A 22,144-nucleotide genomic window follows, 5' to 3' on the forward strand; every position below is an offset into this window, starting at 1 on the left:
TTTATGACAGTTGTTAGCCAGGTCATCCGGCATTGTTGGTAGTAAAAGTCACATATCCGATCAAAAAACTATAGAATACTGGAGGTTTAAAACCGCATCCCGCGTTAAACCGTCCGGCCTCACTTTCCTGGTTTTAAAAGGAGCTTCTGCCACCACCTCGAAGCGATTGCCATTATTGAAGTTTTTGGTTACCACAACGCTCCCGTTTACTGTAAGCCCCCGCGACCCAATGATAGCTGCCCGCCGACCGGCTATGTTTACGTAGCTGTCTTCGCCCACGTGATAAATTAATGATAGGCTTGGTTTTACGCTCACATTATCTTTTTGTAAATAGAAATAATAGCCCAATCTTCCCAAAAGATCGCTTTTACGTTTAAAATCATTTGTAGGGACAAATTTGAGCACACGTGGATCTGAAAATTCGGCAGGCGAATAACTGTTTTGGTTTACCTGCACAACCGGCACCTGTACGGCCGCATCAAATTCCCATTTTTTGTTGACCACATAGTTTAGCCCGGTAATGACATCGTAAGTGCCGATACTTGCCTGGTAATCCAGTGGCAGGCTCTTACCGTCGCTGTTTTTATCGTTGCTCCTGCTTAGTGGAATTTTGACCCCGGCCACGAAAGCTAACTTGTTGCCGCTGTTTTGTTTAGGTGCGTAGTTGACAGTTTCGTACAGATCCCCAATGTCAAAGTTACTGCCAAGAAAGCCGCTAGCGTAAGTCGCTGTAAGTTTCGACTGGAAAGACAACCAGCTATTTACGTTGAAAAGATATTCCAAATAGCTGTTAATCGTGCTGGTGTTTTGTTCACCCAACCCATAATTGGCGCCAATATCAATTACATGTTTTTTGTTGCGTAAAGTGACGGAGTCATTAGTGTTGTTTTTTAATACCCCAAGGCTGCAAAATCCGGCATCGCTACAGCCTTGCGAAAAGGCATTGTAAGACATAACGACAGTGATAATAAACAGGAAGAAAAATCTCATAAGCTAATCGTTTAAATATTGTGTGGATTGACCAGGTTGGCAGCCAATTACTTGGTCGCGATTACGAAGAAAACCTTACAGCTTCGTAAATATTTACGGGCACAATAAATAATTGTAAGGAATGGAGTTTAGCTGCGACAAAGGCTAAAATTACGATCAAGAATTTTTATGGCACCTTCGTTAAAGTTTTCGGCAGTTAGCTTTATAGTAATAATAGCTGCAGTTTTCGTGTTATCTATTTTAAAAAAGAATGTAAACCCCGCGCCTAACAGGGCGCCGGGAGAAATTGTCCGAAAAAAATAAGAATGTTGCGGTGTTTATTTAGTAAAAACTGCAGGAAGCCTTGTAATCGCCTGTATCTTAATATTCTTATAAAAAATCTCCGCCCCTTCCGATTGTATTTGTATTTTCCCTTTAACCAAAGGCGATTCCTGCCCATTATCCATTTGTTTATTATGATATAAAATCATCATCACTTTGCCATTTACGATATGTATGCTGGTGTCACCGTGGCAATATAGATCAAGTGTGTTCCATTGGCCGGATGGCTTTTTGGCATCGATGGATTTCATGCAATGGCGACCTTGCTGGCCGCCTTCTTTAAAGGTAGTGAGGGTTCCTTTGGGGTCGTAAACGTACTCATTTTCGGATTTTTTTATTACCGGAATATCTGCAAATCCTCCGGCCACGCCCCAATACTCGCCGCAATTTCCTTCCTCCACCTGGAACTCCTGCGACCGCATCCACGCGCCATAATCTGCACCATATTTACCTACTGAATGGTACAGCAGTCCGCTGTCTTTCTTTTTGCCTTTCTTTTGCCCCCAAGAAAGCTGTCCCCATCTAAACTGCAATTGCAGGTGGTAATTTTCGTATTCTTTTTGGGTTGATATAGCGCCCCAGTTTTCGCCTGATATGCGGATGACGTTTTCGCTTTCATCGTTAACAATAGTAAAAACATGTTTAGGGTCATTATTCAGGCCAATTGGAGTGCCGGTAATGGGTTTGCCGTTGTCGTCCAGGTCGGGGCCTATGTAGGTGTCCCAGCCGGTTAAATCTTTGCCGTTAAACAGCGGTCTCCAGCCGTCCTTTTTCACAATGGTAAAACCAAACGTAATTGCAACTAGCAGTAACACTGAGATTAGCTTTAAAGGTTTCATACGGTGATGGTTTAATTAACCGAAGATAGGAAATAAATAAAAGCAAGTAACACTGGTATCAATACCGTTTTACTGAATTAAAACTAACTTAACATTGAAAATATAGTTTTGGCAATGGGATTGGCGGGATGCATTTTCGATGCGATCTATTATGAAATAAAGCTCATTCAAATGTATATTTGGCTATCATACGTTGCCCCAAGTTAATAGAAACCTAATTCTACTTTATGAAAAAATACATCCCTGCTCTGTTTGTTGTACTGTTAACAAGCGTTTTTGCAAAAGCGCAGAATCAACAATTTTCAAAATCATTAGGCTCCACATCTGGCGGCACCACGCAACCTTTTCTGTTTTCGGTTAACACCCTCACAGCAGATGCCCCTGCCTGGAATTTTAATTACACCGGCAGTTATGGCGAACATACCGCAGGCCCTTTTGGCTACGATGGCGTCGACCAGCAGTTTGCTGTTAAGGGTTATCTGGGCAACCGCTTTACCCTTTTTGCCAACGCCGACCTGGGCTTTGCCCATAATGGCAGCACAACAACAGCGCAACAAGCGGAAGTAATCCGCGACTTTGTCGGTGGCAAAACATTTTCGGGAGCCAGGTTTGGATTAGGTTTGGGCGTAAATCGTGATTTTTCAAACACGGGTGCTATTTTCAGCAGGGTTACTGCATCATTCGAGGCTGCCTCATGGCGGGTTGGCGGTAACATGAGGTTTGAAAAAGCCTTCAGCAAAACCCGTGATGGCATCGACCTTGTTAGCAGCATCGGTTTCCAGCACCGCATAGCCGGGCCGATTTTCGCCGGGATTGAAGCCGTAGGCGAGGACCTGGAAGGTTTTTGGGAAGCAGACGAGACCGAGGGTGGCGCCAAGCTGCTGGTTGGTCCGTCAATACATGTGGCTCCGACCAACTCAAAGTTCTCTTTTTCTGTTTCAGGCGGGCCGGTGTTTCATGCCACGCACAGCACCGTATTACCTTCGGAAGCAATAAGGGATGTTGGCACATTGGGTACCCAAAATGGTTACACCATCAGGGCTATGGTTGCTTTTAATTTGCATTGATAAGGTTCAAGAGTCAATAATCAAGGATTAAGAGCCGAGAATCAAGAGTCAAGAATCAAGAGCTAAGACAAACGATCTTTAAAACCCGATAATCGGCTCCGTTAAGAGTCCAATATCGGTTCCTGGTGGAAGGGCTTAACTTAAGGTGAATTCGATATAAGGGTTAATATTATAGTGCTTTATTGCCAGTTTAAGCGTTCCATTTTTACAATAGGAACATCTGTTGTAAAATAAACATTTGATAATCAATATGTTTCACAGCGTTCGGGGTGTTCCGCTGAGAAAAATGGAACGATTTGCCGGGTTTCTTCGCCCGAACCCGTGCTAACTTAGTGAGATTGCCCGATGGGGGTAGTCCGGTGTTCAACTCGTCTTTTTATAATTAATAATCGCCCAGCTGTTAAGCACTACGGCAAACAACCCGATAGTGCCTAACTGCTTTGCTATGTCTTTAAATCCGCTGCCTTTTAGTATTATCATCCGCATTACATCTATCAGGTAGGCCACAGGGTTAAACTTCGTGACAAACTTGGCCCAGTCGGGCATGCTGTCAATCGATGTGAACAGGCCGCCCATCAGGATAAATACCATCATAAAGAAAAACATCACAAACATGGCCTGCTGCTGGGTATCGCAAAAAGTAGAAATCAGTAGCCCAAAGCCGGATATGGCCAATAGGTAAACCGCGATAAATGCGTAAAGCAATAATATATTTCCCAACGGGGTGATGCCATATATCAACCATGAAACTATCAGTCCCAGTGTAAATACGATGTTGCCCAATATCCAGAAGGGAATGAGCTTGCCTAATATAAAATGATGCTTTTTTATAGGGGTTACATTTATCTGCTCGATGGTGCCCACTTCCTTTTCCTTCACTATGTTCAGTGCGGTTAAAAAGCCGCCTATCATGGTCACCAGAATCGCCAATATGCCAGGTACCATAAACACATGATAATTTAAATATGGATTAAACCAGTTGGATGAGGCAATAGTTATGGTTGGTTGCTGGTTAAATTTGCCGGGCTGTACCAGTTGAACACGAACATCGGCATTAAAATTTTTGATAATGCCGGTGAGATAAACCCCACCCAAATTGGCTTTTGTGCCGTTGATGGCATTTACGGCGATAAACAGCTTTTGCTCATCCTCGCGCACAAGGTTGCGTTCAAAGCCGTGCGGAATTTCGAGGATCAAATCGGCCTTATCGCTTTCGATCAGCTTGAATGCTTCTTTGAAAGAAAAATCGTAGCCGGTCAGTTTAAAATATCCCGATGCGGTGATTTTTGAGATCAGCTTTTGCGAGTAGGAGGAATGGTCGTTATCAATAACCGCAATGTTTACATTCTTTACTTCGTAATTGGAAGCCAGCGGCAATATCAAAAGCTGCATAACCGGCATCACCATCACCATAGCCAGTATAGCCCTGTTGCGGAATATCTGCCTGAACTCCTTCTGCAATAAAAATTTGATAGTCCTCATGACAGGCGTATTTTAAAACTTTTTAAACTGATGATAAGCAGCGCAACAGTTATCCCCGAAAGGATAAGCGTTTCTTTCCAGATAGCGTTGAAGCCAAGACCTTTTATCATAATGTCCTTTACAATTATGTAATACCATTTGGCCGGGATGATATTTGAAAACCACTGTAGCGGCACGGGCATATTCTCGATGGGGAACATAAAGCCGCTGAACAATATGGTAGGCAACAACATCCCCATGAGCGAAATCAACATGGCTACCTGCTGCGAATTGGTTTTAACCGATATAAAAATGCCTACGGTAAGGCAGGTAATTATAAACAACGTGCTCTCGGCAAAAAGCAAAAGTATGTTGCCGTTTACAGGCAAATCAAGTACAAAAACACTCAGCAATAAAATTGATGCGACGTTAATAAGCGACAATAAAAGATAGGGGACCGCCTTTGATATGATTACCAGTATAGGCCTGAACGGCGATACCAGCAAAATCTCCATAGTGCCGGTTTCCTTTTCTTTTACTATAGATACGGCGGTCATCATAACACAAACCAGCATCAGTACCAGCGCCATAACACCGGGAACAAAATTAGGTGCGCCCTTAAGTTGCGGGTTATACAACATCCGTATTTCGGGTTGAATGCGGTAAGGAATTTTTGATGTTTTGCTAAGTTGTGCCTGGTAATCCTGTATTATCGAGCCTACATAGCTGGTTAGTGTAGTGGCATTGTTCGGGTCAGATGCATCGGCTATTACCTGTATTTGGGCAGCATTTTGGTGCAGCAAATCGTTATTGAAACCTGCAGGGAAAATAACCGCCATCCGGATATCGCCCCGTTTAAAGGCATCTTCCATTTGCTGGTGACTCATAACAGTCCGCACAATATCAAAATACCGGCTTGCCCCAATTTTGGTAATAATTTCTTTGGATGCGGCATCGTTGGCCTGGTCCATTATCACTATCCGGCTGTTTTTTACCTCGTTGGTAAGCGCGAAGCCGAATATCAGTATCTGCACTACAGGCATGCCGAACAGGATGAGCAAGGTCTTCCTATCACGCAGCACATGGGCAAACTCCTTTTTTATAAATACCAAAAACTTTTTCATTGCAATATGTTTAATCGCCGCGTTTTGCGCCGCGTGCCAGTTTATAAAATACCTCATCCATCGTTTCCACCCCGAAGGTGTTTTTTAAATTCCTCGGGGTATCCAGTGCTTTAATTTTACCATCTACCATCAATGATATGCGGTTACAGTATTCGGCTTCATCCATGTAGTGGGTAGTCACAAATATGGTTACGCCGCGGTCGGCAGCATTATAAATCAAATCCCAAAACTGGCGCCGGGTAACCGGGTCGACGCCACCGGTTGGCTCATCCAAAAAAACAATTTTAGGCTCGTGTAGTACCGCTACCGAAAAGGATAGCTTTTGTTTCCAGCCCAGCGGGAGGGAGGCCACCAGCTTTTTAGCCTCTTGTTTAAGCCCAAGGTTATGAAGTAATTCATCACTTTTTGTTTTGATTTGCAGATCGGTCAACCCGTAAATTCCACCAAAGAATTTTATGTTTTCAATTACAGTCAAATCTTCATACAGCGAAAACTTCTGGCTCATATAGCCGATGTTCCGTTTTATCTGCTCGGTTTGCTTGTACACATCAAACCCGGCAATAGTCGCGCTGCCCGACGAGGGGATGGAAAGCCCGCAAAGCATGCGCATAGCCGTCGTTTTCCCGGCGCCGTTTGCCCCTAAAAAGCCAAATATTTCGCCTTTTTCCACCTCGAAGGTTATCTCGTCAGCGGCAATAAAGTCACCAAAGCGTTTGGTTAGTTTATCGGTTTTTATAACGGTTTCGCCCATGGTTTAATCCTTTAATAATTTAATAAAGCTGTCCTCGATGGTCGCCCCGGTTTTTTTAAGTTCGAGGCCGGTCAGATCTTTTTTTGTTAAATACGATTTTACGCCCTCTAAATCGACTGCTTTGTTTTTAAATGATGCATGCGCAAATTCGCCGAATGCATAACTGGCCAATACTTCGTCATACCCGTTCAGTATTTTTAAAAGCGCATGCATGTTATCGGCTTTTATGGCGTAAAGCTGGTCGGGATATGCTTTAATGATGTTACCTGGCGTGTTAACTGACAAGAGTTTGCCGCCCTGTATCAGCGCAATTCTGTCGCACAAATTTGCCTCATCCATGTAAGGAGTGGATACCACGATGGTGATGTTTTGCGCCTTCAACTGTTTCAGCATCTCCCAAAATTCCTTGCGCGATACAGGGTCGACCCCGGTTGTCGGTTCATCTAAAAACAGTACGGTAGGCTTATGTATCAGCGCGCAGCACAACGCCAGCTTCTGCTTCATCCCGCCCGATAGTTTACCCGCGCGACGAGTTTTAAAAGACTCCAGCTGTACGTAGATATCTTTTATCAGGTGATAATTTTCTTTAATGGTGGTATTAAACAGTGTGGCGAAAAAATTAAGATTTTCTTCAACGCTCAAATCCTGGTACAGCGAAAACTTACCCGGCATATAACCCACGCGACTTCGTATCTGGCTGTAATCCTTCACCACGTCGAAGCCATCCACCGTGGCCGAGCCGCCGTCAGGCAGCAGCAGGGTAGTCAAAACCCGGAAGATACTGGTTTTGCCCGCGCCATCCGGGCCTATCAAGCCGAATATTTCGCCCTGGTTTACTGAAAATGAAACCACATCTACCGCGGTAGTTTCTCCGTAAACCTTGGTTAAATCCTTTACAATTACAGCCGCTTCCATAATTATAGCTTTACTTCGCCGTACATGCCTATTTTGAGGTATCCGTCGTTTTTCACCCTGATTTTAATTGCGTAAACCAGGTTGGCGCGCTCGTCTTTAGTCTGGATGGTTTTTGGGGTAAACTCTGCCTTATCGCTTACCCATTCAATAGTACCCTGATAGGTTTTGTAGGTGTCTTTCGTATCATCCACCAACACTTTCACCTGTTGGTTAACTTTTACATGCGAAATCTGGTCGCCGGTAATATAGGCCCGCAGGATAATAGAATTCAGCTCCGCTATTTTGTAAATAGGCTTGCCATTGGTGGTTACTTCGTTTACCTCGGCATATTTGGTGAGCACCGTACCGTTTACGCCGTTTATGATGCGGCATTTTTCCAGTTGGTCGTTTATTTGCTGCACCTGCACATCAAGAGGCGCAGTCTGTTCGTTAAGGTTTGCCGACATAATACCCAGCGACGATTGCTGGGCTGATATCTGCTTTTTCACAACCGCCACCTGCGAATTTTCATCGTCCAGTTGTTTTTGCGTAGCCGCATCTGCTTTTAACAGGTTGGTAATACGTTTCTGCTCGCGTTCGGCCTGGCGCAATTGCTCCTGCAGGGCAGCGGTTTGCGCCGCTATATCGGGTTTGCCGCTTAAAACGGCCTTAGCCTGGGCCTGTAGTTGTTTCTTTTTTAGATAGAGCTGCACACTATCGATGTAGCCTATCTGCTGCCCGGCTTTTAACACCTGGCCCTCCTCTATGTCAAGCTGTTTTATAGTTCCGGTAGCTTCGGCGGATACAATGGTTTCCACAGCTTCGAATGTGCCGGACGCATCGTATTTTTCTTCGGACTTATTACAGGCTGTGAGGCCTATTAATAGTATGGTTGATAATATTTGTATTTTTTTCATGACAAGTTTTATTGTTGATTACCGGTTGTTGTTTGCTGGTTGTATTGCGACATTAATAACTGTGTTTCGTGCAGTATTTTGCTTTGACGGGCCTGGTCCTCGGCGTTTACCTGGCTTAAAAAGTCGTTGCCGTTGATAACGCCGTTTTCCAATTGTGCCATCGCAGTTGTTTTTACCCTGCTACGCAAGTTGATAATTTCATCGTCGCTGGCCAGTAGCTGCTGGTATTTGCCAATCTCGGCATCCTGCTGTTTTACAGTTAAATTGGTGTTAAACAGGAAGGTTTCCTTCTGCACGTCAAGGGTTTTGCGGTTGACATCGATAAGCGCCCGGCTCTTCTTCAGCGTGTAAAAAACCGAGGGTGACCATGTTAAGCGGATGCCGCCGATATAATAAGCGTCCAAACTATTGCTCAGCATATCGAGCCCGGGCCTGCCTACACCACCCTGCAGGAATAGTCCCAACCGGGGTAGCGTTTTTGAGCTGAGCAACTTGTTTTGCACATCCAGGTTTTTTGCCTGCTCATTGTAAACCAGCAACTCGGGCCGGTTAATTTGTTCCGATACATTGATGGGTTGTGGTTTAACCAATACGGTTTCGGAAGTTGTGTTGGTTCCTGTAAACAATGCCAGCATATCCATATAAGCCTTGCGCGATGCCTGCAGTTCGATGGTACGCTGCTTATTCTTTAAAATATCTGCCTTTATTATATCGCCGGTGCTTTTAAAAGCCGTGCCGTTTTTTATAGATGCTTCCGCCTTGTTCAGTCCCAGCTGCAAATCCTTAATAAATAGGTCGTTTTGCTTTATCTGCTCATCAAGCAGCAGTACGCCAAAAAACAACTGGTTGATGCGGCTTTTTAGCTGGTACAATTCGGCTTCCAGTTGCTGGCGGTTAATAGCTTCGCTGGTTTTTTGCAATTGTTTTTGCTGCTCCAGTTCGCCGCCGGTGTATAGCACCTGGTTAATTTCGCCGTAAGCCTTGTAATGGTCTTTGCTTAACGCGAGTATGTTAACCCCTGGTACTTTAATAGGTATTTGGGTTACCGTCGACTGATAAGTAGCCTGCCCGGTAAAGCTAAGTTGCGGCAGGTAGCCCTTTTGTATGTTATCGATATTATATTCCGATGTTTCGGCAATCAGCCCGCGTTGTTTTATCAGCGGGTAGTTTTGTTCGGCTTGCTTATAACAATCGGCCAGTGTTAGCTGCTGCTGCGATTGTGCCCGAGCTGCAAATGCAGTAATCAGTGTAAAAAAGGCACATAAAAATATTCGCTTTTTCATGTAGTATTAATTTATTTAATATTTTGATTTAGTCATTTGATTAAACTTAGGGCAAATTTTTTTCTCCTACTCAAGCATTAATTTCATCCATTTGGGAACCAGTGTTTTACGGTCTTCCAATAATTGGTTAAACATATCGTCGCTCATCGCGCTGGTTGAGTGAAAAACCGGCTTGGCAATAAAAGGAAATATCAGCATACCTAAAAAGTTGAGGAAAAGCTGTACCGGGTTAATGCCTGGTTTACGCTCTGCCAATTGTTTTACAAAGTGCGATTTTAAAACAAACGTGTTTAGCTGTATTATTTTGGCAAAACGCTCGGGGTTGGTCCTTATCTCGCTCAATACAAAAATTGGCAGGTCGGGGTTTTTGGTCAGCATTTCGATATAATTAACAGCCACCCAATCAATTTTTTCTTCCAGGCTGGTGTTTGTGTCATTCAACGCAGGCGATATAAAGGCAAAAAGCTGTTGCACTTTCTCGATCATAATAATCTCGAAAAGTTTCTCTTTGCTGCGGAAGTAGTAATTCAATAGTGCTAAATTAAGCCCGGCCTGCTCTGCAATGTCCCTGGTTTTAGTTGCCGCATATCCTTTTTTAGTGAATACAATACGCGCAGCTTCTTTAAACTTTTCCTCGGTCGACAGGTTGACTTCAGCTTTTTCTTGTTCGTTCATTTCCTTTTTCTGCGATAGTTGACGGGACAAAAATAAAAAGTATCTTTGATTTAATCAAATTATTTAATCATTTGATTAAAGTCGATAAATTCCCTACAATTATAATGGCGAAATAATTATTTGTCGTATATTTCAGATCTAATAAACCTATATCATTACACCTCCTATACAAAAACAGGAAGCTATGAATTTATCTAATATCAAATCGCCCGGCGTATACATCAACGAAATAAATGCTTTCCCAAATTCTGTAGTTGGGGTTCCCACGGCGGTTCCGGCATTTATTGGTTATACCCCACTGGCATCTTACGAAGGAAAGTCGTACACCAATGTGGCTCAAAAAATTACTTCATTTGCCGACTTCCAGGCATTTTATTGTTTTCCCGACCCACCAGTACCTTCCGCGCCGGCTAAACAGTACAGCCCGCAATATTACCTGGTGCAGCAAAAAAGTCAGCCGACAGACAAAAATTATATGGTTATAAATGGTGACTATTATTCAATAGTACCCGACCCCAATACCATATATTACCTGTATAACAGCATCCGGCTTTTTTATGAAAATGGGGGAGGCGATGCCTATATCATTTCAGTAGGTAGTTACGGACCGCCATCCGGAAAACCCATTACCCCGGGAGAGCAAATAATAAATCCAAACGTCCAATTAAACGACTTGATGGCCGGCCTTTATTTACTGCTGAATGAGCAGGAACCAACCATGTACATTTGCCCCGAGGCTACTTTACTTTCTGTTGCAGATAATTCAACCCTGATGGAGGCCATGCTGCAGCAATGTTCGAACATGGGAGCCGCCGTCAGTATTTTTGACATTATAGGGGGTAAGGCGCCCGACCCTATCCTATATACATCTGATATTGAAACCTTCAGGAATGGTACCGGCGTTGTGGGCCTCGACTATGGCACGGCCTACTATCCCTTTATTGGTACCACCGTTATGCAATCACCGGATATTGATTATACTAACCTTTTTGGCGGTGATGTATCACAGTTGGCTCCAATAATCAATCCGCCCACAAATCCCGATCCTAATATAAACGCCATTTTAAACAATATTCAAAACCCCGGTAATCCACCTTTAACAGTTGCACAAAATAATAGTGCGCTGCTTAATGCCAGCCGCACCTACAGCCAGGTTATTACTTATATACTGGCGGATGCCAATTTATTGCCGGCAAGCGGGGCGATGGCCGGGGTTATAACTACAACTGATAACGAGGTTGGCCCGTGGCAGGCCCCGGCAAATACATCGATAGTTGGCGCGGCCTCGCTGCCAATTAATTTGACAGACACCCAACAAGCAAACTTAAATGTGGACGCAGTTTCAGGGAAATCAATTAACTCCATAAGATTTTTTAACGGCCTCGGCATTTTGGTTTGGGGCGCCCGCACGCTCGATGGCAACGACCAGGACTGGAGATACCTGCCTGTACGAAGAACATTGATTTTTATTGAGCAGTCCTGCAAACTTGCAGCACAGGCATATATATATCAGCCCAATGATAAAAATACCTGGGAGGCCGTGACATCAATGATTGGCAGCTTTTTAACGACCGTATGGAAAGAAGGAGGGCTGATGGGAGCCAGTGCAAGTGAAGCATTCTCAGTTGCGTGCGGTTTGGGAACAACTATGACCGGTGATGATATTTTAAACGGATTTATGAACGTTGTTGTAAAAGTCGCGGTTATTCACCCGGCTGAGTTTATTTTGATTACGTTTCAGCAGGAAATGTCGGTGGGCAGTCAAGTTTGAGCTGGGGGATCCTTTATAGCCGCTATGCCCGGTGTTAGAATTGTTCAAGCTGGTAACCGGTCTTTGGGTTTTTCAAAGTTCCGTTAATGCAAATTAATGTGTATACGACAAATACTTGCAAAATAGATTCCGGATACCTAAATTTATAACGTAATCCATTTGCAAAAAGTAAGTTAGCTGCAAGTGGGGTACTAAACTTATCACGATTTAATATATGTACAGATATTTTTTATATTTAATTTTTGTTTTTTTTGTTCAATTTGGGTTTGGACAAACCCCGCCTGTAGCCGCTCCCGACAGGACGATAGTCAACTATAGCTTTTCTACCAGGAAAATGGATGTACTACCGTTCGATAGGCCATTTGTTTTTCATTTAACGGACTTGCCTACTACAACGCCTGTATTTAATTACATAAGGATATCAATAATAAGGCTGAAAACTACCAAACCTACCGCAGTTAACAATGTGATTAGAGAGGACGACCCTGCCAATGCCGGAACAACTTATAAATTAAACGATTGGACACGTGCAGCAGGCCAAAATTCATTGACATCTATTGATGTGCTTGAGCCGTTTCTGCTGAACCCGAGTTCGGCCTACCAGGTTGCCATTGAACTGGGTTCGAGCCAGAAATTGGTAGTGGGAAGCCCGGAAAGCATAGCACTCCGTGAAAAATTAAAAACCGATCATCAACTTGACGGCGTTGTGAATGACTTTGCGAAAAAAACACTGGCAATCCCGGGGCTGAGCGCAAATGATTTAGTAACAACCTACCAGGCAGAAATTATTAAACAGTTACGGCAATCGGTAAAATTGGTTAATCCCGCATATAATCTTGACGCGGCCGGTTCATTAACACTTGGGCACCTTGCCGACTTTCAGGATGCGATGGTTAATTTAAAAAATAAACTGCATGCACTTGATAATGTACCGGCCGGTCAGGCTGACATCGACAAATTAAAAGCCGATCTGGGAGCGGCGGATTGGTACACCATTACGAAAAATAATGAGATACAAACAGATATAACTGCATTACTCGGCACCTTTGCTATAGGTGATGTTTCCGCCACACATAATACCGCTACTAATTTAAATGGCAAGTTACAGACAGTTATTGCAACCCGCGATCAATTGATTGATGATTTGCTGGACAGCGTAATTTTGCCAAACGTGCAAGTTGAAAATCCTTTGTCAACAACTTATAACCCTGATTTTGTGGCAAATGCGAGTTTTTATGTAAACCTTGATTTAGGTTACGCATATGTTTGGCGAATTGACAGGGGAATGGCGTATTCAGGTTTTAATTTTTATTTCAGGCCGATAGATAAAACTATTCCACTTAGTTCCTACAGCGGGTGGAATATGATTGCAACAAGGACATCGCTGCTTGTCGGCGTAACTTTTGGGTCTGTAGAAAAGGCCACCGTGCGAAAAGGGCTAATCGGCACGCAAGCACTGGTTACCGGTGTTGGATTTAAGCTAAACCCTTTTTTAAAAATTAATGGTGGATGGTTTTTAAACTACAGGTACGATCAAAATCCTTTGGTAACCCAAAATAACTACCACTTTTCCATGAGTCCGTTTGTGTCTTTTTCACTTGATTTAGATGTAAAGCCTTTATTGACCGGACTAAGTGATGCAATATTTAAATAAACTATAAAATGAGTATTACAGTAGACACTTTTAGTATTGATCCGCAAAACATAACACCTGCAAGAGTGGCGTTAACAGTTAGCTATAGCGGATTTGCAGACGGGGATGCAGATAACCCGGTTACTGTTACCTTGACGCTGCAGGACGGTAAAAATGTTTATATAGCTGAAACGGCAATTTCAGCCGAAATAAAACAGCTTCAATGGACAGAAACATTTCCCAAAGGCGCTTCGGGCCCGATGAGTAAAAATATTTTTGTTGGAATAGACCCGGCCGATGCAGGGAACGTTTGCACTGTAGTGGCGCATTTTCAGCCAAAGAGTGGTGGCAACGGCGATGACGAACAAACTCATTTTAATTATTAATGAAAAATATAGCCTACTTGTTACTTTGTGTTTTAGCGTTGGCCACGGCCTGCAAACGCGATGATGACGTTTATACTATTGGCAATAAAAATGGGATCCAGTCGGCGGGATTGTTCAAAATTGCCGGGATAAGCTCTTTGCAGCAAGAGGCGGATACCGAATCGCTCATTGCCATAAAACTCAAAATTTCAGGAAATGCCGACACTGTTTCGCACACGATACATTTGAGCACTACACTTGGAGCATTTGTGGATGGAAAAGCGTCGACTACGATTATTGCCAATTCCCTTGGGGAAGCAACTGCTTTTTTAAAATCCGGTAAAACAGGTATCGCGCAACTGACATTTTCTGTACAAAATTTGTCTATAGATACGGTAGTTACTTTTATTGCGGCGCAGCCGGACGATATACTTTTAGCAGCCGACCTTTATAGTGGCGACACTTCGACAAGCTTTAACCTTACTACAACGCTTTCCAGAAATCCCGGCAAAGGTATAGTTTCCGATCCTGTTAAAGTTTGGTACACGGTTTCGCCTTCTGCGCCGGGGGCGACATTGGTATGCCCTGCGTACGCAAGCTCTGCAAGTGGGGTGGCCACTGCGATTGTCAATAATCCTTACAAAATTACGGGTACTTTTACTATACAGGCAAAAACCGTTAATGGCGCGGGCGACACATTACGGAAATCGGTTATACTTTTGGTAAAATAATCACATATTCCTGTACCATTTAATAAAATAGCCAAGCATATAACCCTCCCGGAAGACGGCTTTGCGAGAGGTAAGCAACTTAATCTTCATTTCTCGCCGATTCTTTTTTCCTTCATCAGTTTATACATGCTTTCAGGGTCGGTAGGGGTACCGGCAGTTGCATTTATTGCCCCGGTTTCGGTGATGATTATGGTATCCTCAATCCGCAGGTGCATCTTCATGTCTTTATCTTCTATTATAGGCTCAACGTTGAAAACTACGCCGGGCACAAATGGTTTATCGTATGGCCCAACATCGTGCACTGCCATGCCTACGTAATGACCTATCCCGCCCGGGTAATATTTATCGAACCCATGTTTGGCGTACACCTGTTTGGCAATATCATTCATCTGCTGTACGGTTATACCTGGTTTCATAGCAGCTATTACCTGTTCGGATGCATCCTTAATGCAGTTGTACATGGCCAATTGCTTTTCGGTAAACTTTCCTTCAACGGGCCAGGTGCGCGTAATATCGGTTGAGTAATAGTTTAACTCGGGCGCATAATCCATCATCATTACATCTCCTGCCTTTATGGTGTGGTTGTTGGCGTTGTAGTGCCAGCTTAAACCGCGCTCGGCCGAAGCGGCAATAGGGAAATAGGATGGCCCCATGGCGCCTTCATTTTGGTAAACAAAATCGCAGGCGGCAACTACCTGGTATTCGTAAATGCCCGGGCGCGTAACGCGCATCGCCTCGTCAAAACCGTGTGCGCCTATTTTTCCGCATTCTTTTATTACAGCAATTTCTTTGGCATCCTTCACCCAACGCATAGTGTCAAGCGTTGGACTAAGGCTCTTAATAGTTACCAGCGGAAAACGTTCCTTAATTTTACTGACGAAGTTGGCTTCTTTTGAAATCCGGCCATCCCATGGGTCGCTAAGGCGGGTATTGATGAAAACTTCGCCGCGATCGCGGGTCATTTCAGCAGTTTCGCCGGGCGAAGTAACCAGGTAAAAGGTTTGATTTCCACCGGCCAGGCGTGCCAGCAAATTTGTCATTGCCGATTTAGGCAACACGCTGGTCATTTGGTATTCCTTTGCGGCGTCCGGGCCTGGCTTAATCAGTGCTTCATCCTTTATATCCGCAAAACGCCCCTCGGGAACCAATAGCGTAGCCGTTTTTGTTTTGCCGTTTAATACCAATACCGAGCTGGGGAACTCAACACCTGTTAAGTAATAAAAATTATTATCCTGTCTGAATTTGATATACGCTTCGGTGGGTTCGGCGCCCTGCAAAATGGCCACTCCATCGCCAATCTTTTCCATTAATTTGGCCCGGCGAGCCGCAAAGTCGGAAGGGGTAAAGTATTTCCAAAGGCTTTGGGCCGGTAAAACACTGGCGCTTAACAGGAACGCCAAAAACAAGGTCAGTTTAATTGCTTTCATGATGCTGAGGTTTGGTATACAGTTTTAGTAATAATAAAGGTAGGGTAAATATATTACTATGGAAGGAAAGAATAAGCCCCACGTCTCGCACTGCTTTTTTTTGATGGAAACCGCACATTATATATCGGTATCAGGCGGCACATGGCCTAACATGCGGCACATCATCACAATTTGCCCTTTATGATGAAACTCGTGGGTAACAACATGGGTAAATAATCGAAGCGGTGTAAACGTTAATATCTCGTCGTCCCAATGCGGGGCTGTGATAGGTATCTCCATTTTACCATCAAAGATTTGCAGAAAAGTGGCGACGGTTTCATCCGCTTTTTTATAAAGTTCACGCAATTCTTCGAAAGGCGCAGTCCCCTTATCTTTTATAGAGCCATAAGGCTGGCGTAAGCAAAAGTAAGCAAGCCAAACAAAATAGCACGAAGTGGTGTGCTCCATTAAGCTGCGGATGGTTTTATTTTCGTATGCGGCTACCGGAGTATCTATATCGGCACCCACTTCCGTTTCAATAAAATTTAACAGGATGCCCCGCGGCCCTTGCAGCAATTCATATTGTTTTTTTAACGTTTCTGTCATACCGAAACTAAACTAAAAAATATAGTTTAATTCATCAATGGCATATAATAAAAAGTGGTCCGAAAATCCACTGTTGGACTGCAGCTGTTACAGCTATCGGGACATCCACCGTCGAGTGCTGGTTGCCTTGGGCAAATCTGTAAAAGTAAAACATTTACCACGTGTATTGGTTTAACAAGTACTTTAAGCTATTACAGCTATATCTGATTTTTTTATATTAATACTTATACTCCACTGTGCAGTCCAACTCCCTCAACAAAAAGGTTTTCCTGGTAAAGTCGCTACTGATATTATTATTTATAGGCCTGGGCACGCTGGCTCATAGCCAGGTAATCACCCCGGCAGATTCCCTCAAAGCAGATTCATTACGCGCCAAAACTTTAAAGGAACAAAGGCGCTCAGATAACCTGAACAAACAATACGATTTTGGCGATTTAACCCGTAACATACTTCACCCCAAGAGAAAAGCAGATAGCCTGCACCATGGGTCGGGTATAACAATTGTACCAAATATAGCAGCTAATCCTACCATCGGTGCCCAGCTCGGAATCAAGGCAGTTGCGGGACGCAGATTAGGTAACGACCCTAAAACGCTGTTGTCTGTCGCAGCAACATCAGCCTCTATAACCAGCAAAGGGATAATTTATTTTTACGTAAACCATAACATCTTCACGCCGGGAAATAAATGGAATTTCCAGGGGAATTTTGTAATTGCAAAAACTGTTAGCCCGGATTTTGGCCTGGGCATAGGCCGGCCTTATGATGGCGGAAGCGCAATCGACAAAATATTAGCTGATAACGCCCATAAAGGCTACGCAATTCATTCCTACTATCTCAACATCAGGGAAAAGGCTTACAAAGAAGTTGCAAAGAATCTTTTTCTAGGAGCTGGCTTGTCATTTGAAATACGGGGGAAAATAACCAATAAGGATACAGTTAATAATGCCACCCCTTCAAGTGTGTACAATAACGAGCATGGGTTTCCGCAAGATCATTATTCAGCAAACGGCTTTCTCTTTAACGTTGAGTACATCACCCGCGATAATCCGAACCGCGCCTACAGCGGCATTTATTTTGATGCCGGGATAAGGGTTAATCAAACGTGGATAGGTAGTACAAAAAATGCGATGCAGTTCACCACCGATTTCAGGAAATACTTCAGCCTGTCTGATTCCAGCCCCGAAACTGTACTTGCTTTCTGGAACTGGGGCTCATACCTGCTAAGCGGCAGCATACCATACCTTGAGTTGCCGGGTACAGCCCGGGATGGTACTTTCAGAAGCGGCAGGGGGTATACTTCGCAATATTTTAAAGGCACCCAGTTTAATGATACTGAAGCCGAATTTCGCTTCCCCATATTAGCCAATAAATTTATCAGCGGTGTTGTGTTCGGTAGTATGCAAACGGGTAATGATGAACACGGCACCAAACTGTTCCAGGTATTTCAACCCGGTTACGGCGGCGGCTTACGCGTGCTGTTTAACAAAGCTACCCGCACCAACCTGGCGCTCGATTATGCCTTCGGTAAATTCGGCAATAAGGGTTTCTTTCTTAATTTGAACGAATCGTTTTAAAAGTAAAGAATCGCGTTAATTATCCAATAACTACGCGGTCAACCCACGGTTGATTAAAAAATACCGTAAAACGTTTATTCGTAGATTTTTGCCTGCGGTTTTTACGCTTGTTCTTTGCGTATTTTCCGCAATGCATTTCAGTGTTGTCCACATTCTTTTCAATTTAAGCATCTGCTAACTTTATCAAACCTAATAAGCGCCCTTTGCCAGCGGCGTACCTGTAATATTTAAACTATTCCACAAAATGCTTTATTAAATCGTTCCTGTGTGATTAACTAATAAGAAATAGTACGTTAGTTATTTTTATAAACTATTTTAACTTAAAAGACAATTTTGATTAAGTAATAATATTATAACACTTTGTTAATAATGTAGTTATCACACTATGTTATATAATTTAATGCTTATAGCTAAATATTAATTTTTTTCATAAAAATTTCATTTTCTTAAATATTAATTTTAATTTCAACTTATACTTAAACTTAGAAACCTTTGAAAACGATCATTACGCCTGCAACTTTTAACATCTATCGCACTTTGTTGCAGGCATCCAAGTAATCTTCTAAGTTGAGCAATTAACACCCGTTGTGCTGTAATCACATACGCCATATGTGACTGAGGAAGCGAAGCTTTATTCAGTATTCAGCACTCCGGTAACACCCGTTGCTGTAATCACATACGCCATATGTGACTGAGGACGCGAAGCTTTATGCCGTTTTCAGCCGCCGGGTTGTTTTATCACCTTTTATTTTCTTAAATAATCTTCCTGCGGTCCATTATTTTTTACACATCAAATTTTAACAGATATGCCAGTTCAAACTACTTATCCGGGGGTGTACATCGAAGAAATACCGAGCGGGGTGCGCACCCTTACCGGTGTGGCCACTTCCATTACGGCTTTTATCGGCCGGGCCCTCAGCGGCCCCGTTAACGAGCCTACAATCGTAAACAGCTTCAGCGACTTTGAGCGAAGTTTCGGCGGATTGTGGATACCGAGCACTATGAGCTACGCCGTGCGCGACTTTTTCTCGAACGGCGGCAGTCAGGCCATCATCGTAAGGGTTTTCAACGAAACAGGAACCGACGATGGAATTGCTTCATTTGTATTGCAAACCAGTATTGCAAGCCCGGTTGACGGCCCTTTTACACTGGTGGCAACAAGCCCCGGTGCCTGGGCAAACAACCTGCTGGTAACTATCGATTACAATACGCAGGACCCTACCGCGCCACCAACATCGCCGGTATCGCCTACAGTAAACGATCCGTTTAACCTTACCATTTTTATGCAAAACAGCGATGGCAGCCAACCCACCATTAAGGAAAAATACCTGGGTGTGAGTATGAACGCTAACGATGTACTTTACCTGCCGAGGGTATTGCAGCAGCAGTCCGCACTTTTAAACGTCGAAAAGAACGGTTTGGGTAAATGGATTGTTGGAGGCAGGCCGGTTGCGGTGGATAAAAAAACTCCGCAACCAGGTAATGATGGTGACGTACTTACCTTCCAGGATTATGAAGGCGATGAAGGCGACAAGACAGGAATGTATGCCCTAATAAAGGCCGATTTGTTTAACATATTATGTATACCACCAGCCGAACGCGGCAGGGATACCGCTGCAACCACTTATCAAAAAGCAATGAAACTATGCGTTGATAAGAGGGCTATGCTGCTGGTTGACCCACCAATTGCCTGGGGCAGTTCGCCGGCAACAGCAACCGCCAATGCTTTGGCTGGTTTAAGCAGTTTAGGCCTCAGCGGTACTTACGCCCGCAATGCAGCTTTATACTTCCCATGTGTAATAGAAGCCGATCCGCTACGCAATAACCAAACCGACACGTTTGTGCCTAGTGGTATTGTTGCAGGTATAATGTCGAGAACAGACAGCACCCGGGGTGTATGGAAATCGCCGGCAGGTATTGATGCCGCCTTAAATGGTGTGCAGGGCTTGCAGGTATCTCTTACCGATGCCGAAAATGGCCAGATGAACCCGCTCGGTATTAATAACCTGCGTACATTCCCACTGGCAGGCAGCGTGGTTTGGGGAGCGCGCACACTACGCGGCGCCGACCAGTTTGCCGATGACTACAAATACGTGGCCGTTAGGCGCACCGCTTTATTTTTAGAGGAGAGCCTTTACCGCGGCACTCAATGGGTGGTTTTTGAACCTAATGACGAGGCGCTTTGGGCACAGATAAGGCTTAATATAGGCGCATTTATGCAAAACCTGTTCAGGCAGGGGGCCTTCCAGGGTACAACGCCAAAGCAGGCCTACCTGGTTAAATGCGACTCTGAAACTACTACCCAAAACGACATCAACAACGGTGTGGTAAATATACTGGTTGGCTTTGCTCCGCTTAAGCCGGCTGAATTTGTAATCATTCAAATCCAGCAGCTTGCTGGGCAAATAGACGTTTAAACCTAATAAAAAAGACTATGGCACAATTTACAGTAAACGCCCAGCGCTTCGATCCTTACAAAAATTTCAAGTTCCGCATTAAGTGGGATAACCAATACGTTGCAGGTGTAAGCAAAGTTGGCGGGCTAAAAAAAACAACCGAGGTTGTTAAACACCGCGAAGGCGGCGACCCGAGCAGCAGCCGCAAATCCCCGGGCCGCACCGAATATGACGCAATTACGCTTGAACGTGGTGTAACACACGATGTTAATTTTGAGCAATGGGCCAATAAAGTGTGGAACTATGGTTCGGCACTTGGTTCGGAAGTATCTCTGAAAGATTTCCGCAAGGAGGTACGGATCGAGATGTATAACGAAGCCGGCCAGCTGGCAATCGCCTACAATGTGCACCGCTGCTGGGTATCTGAATACCAGTCGCTGCCCGATTTGGATGCTAATGCTAATGCCGTGGCAATTCAACACATTAAATTGGAAAACGAAGGCTGGGAACGCGATACATCAGTCACCGAACCAAGTGAACCAAGCTATACCGATCCCGCAGCTTAATATCAACAGGTAAATAATGCGTACCCTCAATTCCATCGAATTGCTCCGGGTTTGGGAGGATGGAATACATTTTACATTAACTGAACGGTCGCTGCAACTGCTGAGCATAGCCTGTGGTGTGCCCGACCTAAACCAGGTGGCCGACTGGAGCATAGGCGAACGCGATGCCCGGCTGCTGCAGCTACGTGAGTGGATGTTCGGCTCAAGATTGTTGAATAAAGCCAACTGCCCAAAATGCGGCGAATTGCTTGAGTGGACAACTGAACTGGAAGGCATTAGGCTCCAGGTTCCGCAGCAGCAAACGCCTCTGCAAATTTTCGAGTTGGATGTAGAGGGCACGCATATTAGTTTCCGCCTGCCTAACAGTCATGATGTTTTCAGGGCTACCTCCGACCCGGCGTATTCGGCTGATCCTCAAAAACTGCTTGTCGAATGTATTATGGCAGCGAATAAAGGAGTTGAAGAAATCGCTGTAGACGAATTGCCCGAAAGCACCTGGGACGCGTTGGAACAACAGATGGAAAAACTGGACCCGCAAGCAGATATTCAAATGGCTTTGACCTGCCCTGCTTGTATGCACGAGTGGGCGGCAAATTTTGATATCGCGGGGTACTTGTGGACCGAAATTGACAATTGGGCAAAGCATGTTATGCAGGAGGTTTATTTGCTGGCCAGATCGTTCCATTGGTCGGAGCAGGATATATTGAAAATGAGCCCGCGGCGCAGGCAGCTTTATATTGAAATGATAAGCTAATGAAAGGTTTTGCAAGTAAT

At 44.2% G+C, this 22,144-nt stretch carries 20 protein-coding genes; 9 read left to right on the plus strand and 11 right to left on the minus strand.

Annotated features, from left to right (window positions below; genetic code table 11):
- Positions 1-60: 60 nt before the first annotated feature.
- Together NAF19_RS09480 and NAF19_RS09485 are read right to left on the minus strand one after the other, a co-directional pair.
- Positions 61-954 carry a hypothetical protein gene (locus NAF19_RS09480; protein WP_252789804.1) on the minus strand — a complete coding sequence of 298 codons (894 nt, stop codon included), beginning with the start codon at positions 952-954 and terminating at the stop codon, positions 61-63.
- A 353-nt stretch (positions 955-1,307) separates the two neighbouring features.
- On the minus strand, positions 1,308-2,150 hold the full coding sequence (locus tag NAF19_RS09485) for a 3-keto-disaccharide hydrolase (protein ID WP_252789805.1): 843 nt from the start codon (positions 2,148-2,150) through the stop codon (positions 1,308-1,310).
- A gap of 227 nt (positions 2,151-2,377) precedes the next feature.
- Between NAF19_RS09485 and NAF19_RS09490 the strand changes: the two genes are divergently transcribed.
- Entirely contained in the window at positions 2,378-3,217 is an 840-nt protein-coding gene (locus tag NAF19_RS09490) for a hypothetical protein (RefSeq protein WP_252789806.1), read from the plus strand.
- A 363-nt stretch (positions 3,218-3,580) separates the two neighbouring features.
- Here NAF19_RS09490 and NAF19_RS09495 read toward each other — a convergent pair whose 3' ends face one another.
- The 7 genes from NAF19_RS09495 to NAF19_RS09525 form a co-directional block, all read right to left on the minus strand.
- Positions 3,581-4,699 carry an ABC transporter permease gene (locus NAF19_RS09495; RefSeq protein ID WP_252789807.1) on the minus strand — a complete coding sequence of 373 codons (1,119 nt, stop codon included), beginning with the start codon at positions 4,697-4,699 and terminating at the stop codon, positions 3,581-3,583.
- A complete protein-coding gene (locus NAF19_RS09500; protein ID WP_252789808.1) occupies positions 4,696-5,802 on the minus strand; it encodes an ABC transporter permease in 1,107 nt (368 codons plus the stop codon). Before NAF19_RS09500 ends, NAF19_RS09495 begins: the two co-directional genes overlap by 4 nt.
- A 10-nt stretch (positions 5,803-5,812) precedes the next feature.
- Positions 5,813-6,553, minus strand: a complete 741-nt coding sequence (locus NAF19_RS09505) for an ABC transporter ATP-binding protein (protein WP_252789809.1) — start codon at positions 6,551-6,553, stop codon at positions 5,813-5,815.
- 3 nt (positions 6,554-6,556) lie between these two features.
- Positions 6,557-7,468 (minus strand): ABC transporter ATP-binding protein, encoded by a 912-nt coding sequence (locus NAF19_RS09510; protein WP_252789810.1) that lies wholly within the window; start codon positions 7,466-7,468, stop codon positions 6,557-6,559.
- Between the two features lie 2 nt (positions 7,469-7,470).
- A complete protein-coding gene (locus tag NAF19_RS09515; protein WP_252789811.1) occupies positions 7,471-8,364 on the minus strand; it encodes an HlyD family secretion protein in 894 nt (297 codons plus the stop codon).
- Between the two features lie 8 nt (positions 8,365-8,372).
- Positions 8,373-9,647 carry a TolC family protein gene (locus NAF19_RS09520; protein ID WP_252789812.1) on the minus strand — a complete coding sequence of 425 codons (1,275 nt, stop codon included), beginning with the start codon at positions 9,645-9,647 and terminating at the stop codon, positions 8,373-8,375.
- 66 nt (positions 9,648-9,713) lie between these two features.
- Positions 9,714-10,322: a TetR/AcrR family transcriptional regulator gene (locus NAF19_RS09525; protein ID WP_252789813.1), complete on the minus strand. Its 609-nt coding sequence runs from the start codon at positions 10,320-10,322 to the stop codon at positions 9,714-9,716.
- A 184-nt stretch (positions 10,323-10,506) separates the two neighbouring features.
- Here NAF19_RS09525 and NAF19_RS09530 point away from each other — a divergent pair, with 184 nt between their 5' ends.
- From NAF19_RS09530 to NAF19_RS09545, 4 genes are all read left to right on the plus strand, one after another.
- The gene (locus tag NAF19_RS09530) at positions 10,507-12,093 is read left to right on the plus strand and encodes a phage tail sheath family protein (RefSeq protein ID WP_252789814.1); all 1,587 of its coding nucleotides are present in this window, start codon (positions 10,507-10,509) and stop codon (positions 12,091-12,093) included.
- A gap of 214 nt (positions 12,094-12,307) precedes the next feature.
- Complete coding sequence (locus NAF19_RS09535; protein ID WP_252789815.1) at positions 12,308-13,747, plus strand: hypothetical protein; 1,440 nt, start codon at positions 12,308-12,310, stop codon at positions 13,745-13,747.
- Positions 13,748-13,755: 8 nt separating this feature from the next.
- Positions 13,756-14,112, plus strand: coding sequence for a hypothetical protein (locus NAF19_RS09540; RefSeq protein ID WP_252789816.1), 357 nt, complete (start codon positions 13,756-13,758; stop codon positions 14,110-14,112).
- Complete coding sequence (locus tag NAF19_RS09545; RefSeq protein WP_252789817.1) at positions 14,112-14,822, plus strand: hypothetical protein; 711 nt, start codon at positions 14,112-14,114, stop codon at positions 14,820-14,822. The genes NAF19_RS09540 and NAF19_RS09545 overlap by 1 nt, the downstream gene beginning before the upstream one ends.
- 86 nt (positions 14,823-14,908) lie before the next feature.
- Here the strand turns inward: NAF19_RS09545 and NAF19_RS09550 are convergent, their stop codons facing one another.
- Positions 14,909-16,249, minus strand: a complete 1,341-nt coding sequence (locus NAF19_RS09550) for a M24 family metallopeptidase (RefSeq protein ID WP_252789818.1) — start codon at positions 16,247-16,249, stop codon at positions 14,909-14,911.
- 117 nt (positions 16,250-16,366) lie between these two features.
- Positions 16,367-16,834 (minus strand): DinB family protein, encoded by a 468-nt coding sequence (locus NAF19_RS09555; RefSeq protein ID WP_252789819.1) that lies wholly within the window; start codon positions 16,832-16,834, stop codon positions 16,367-16,369.
- 236 nt (positions 16,835-17,070) lie between these two features.
- Between NAF19_RS09555 and NAF19_RS09560 the strand changes: the two genes are divergently transcribed.
- The 4 genes from NAF19_RS09560 (at position 17,071) to NAF19_RS09575 (ending at position 22,124) form a co-directional block, all read left to right on the plus strand.
- The gene (locus NAF19_RS09560) at positions 17,071-18,408 is read left to right on the plus strand and encodes a BamA/TamA family outer membrane protein (protein ID WP_252789820.1); all 1,338 of its coding nucleotides are present in this window, start codon (positions 17,071-17,073) and stop codon (positions 18,406-18,408) included.
- An 806-nt stretch (positions 18,409-19,214) separates the two neighbouring features.
- Positions 19,215-20,825 carry a phage tail sheath family protein gene (locus NAF19_RS09565; RefSeq protein ID WP_252789821.1) on the plus strand — a complete coding sequence of 537 codons (1,611 nt, stop codon included), beginning with the start codon at positions 19,215-19,217 and terminating at the stop codon, positions 20,823-20,825.
- A 17-nt stretch (positions 20,826-20,842) separates the two neighbouring features.
- A complete protein-coding gene (locus tag NAF19_RS09570) occupies positions 20,843-21,370 on the plus strand; it encodes a phage tail protein (RefSeq protein ID WP_252789822.1) in 528 nt (175 codons plus the stop codon).
- A 16-nt stretch (positions 21,371-21,386) separates the two neighbouring features.
- The gene (locus tag NAF19_RS09575; protein ID WP_252789823.1) at positions 21,387-22,124 is read left to right on the plus strand and encodes a T4 family baseplate hub assembly chaperone; all 738 of its coding nucleotides are present in this window, start codon (positions 21,387-21,389) and stop codon (positions 22,122-22,124) included.
- Positions 22,125-22,144 lie beyond the last annotated feature (20 nt).

The sequence above is a fragment of the Mucilaginibacter flavidus genome (assembly GCF_024055575.1).
Taxonomy (GTDB): Bacteria; Bacteroidota; Bacteroidia; order Sphingobacteriales; family Sphingobacteriaceae; genus Mucilaginibacter; species Mucilaginibacter flavidus.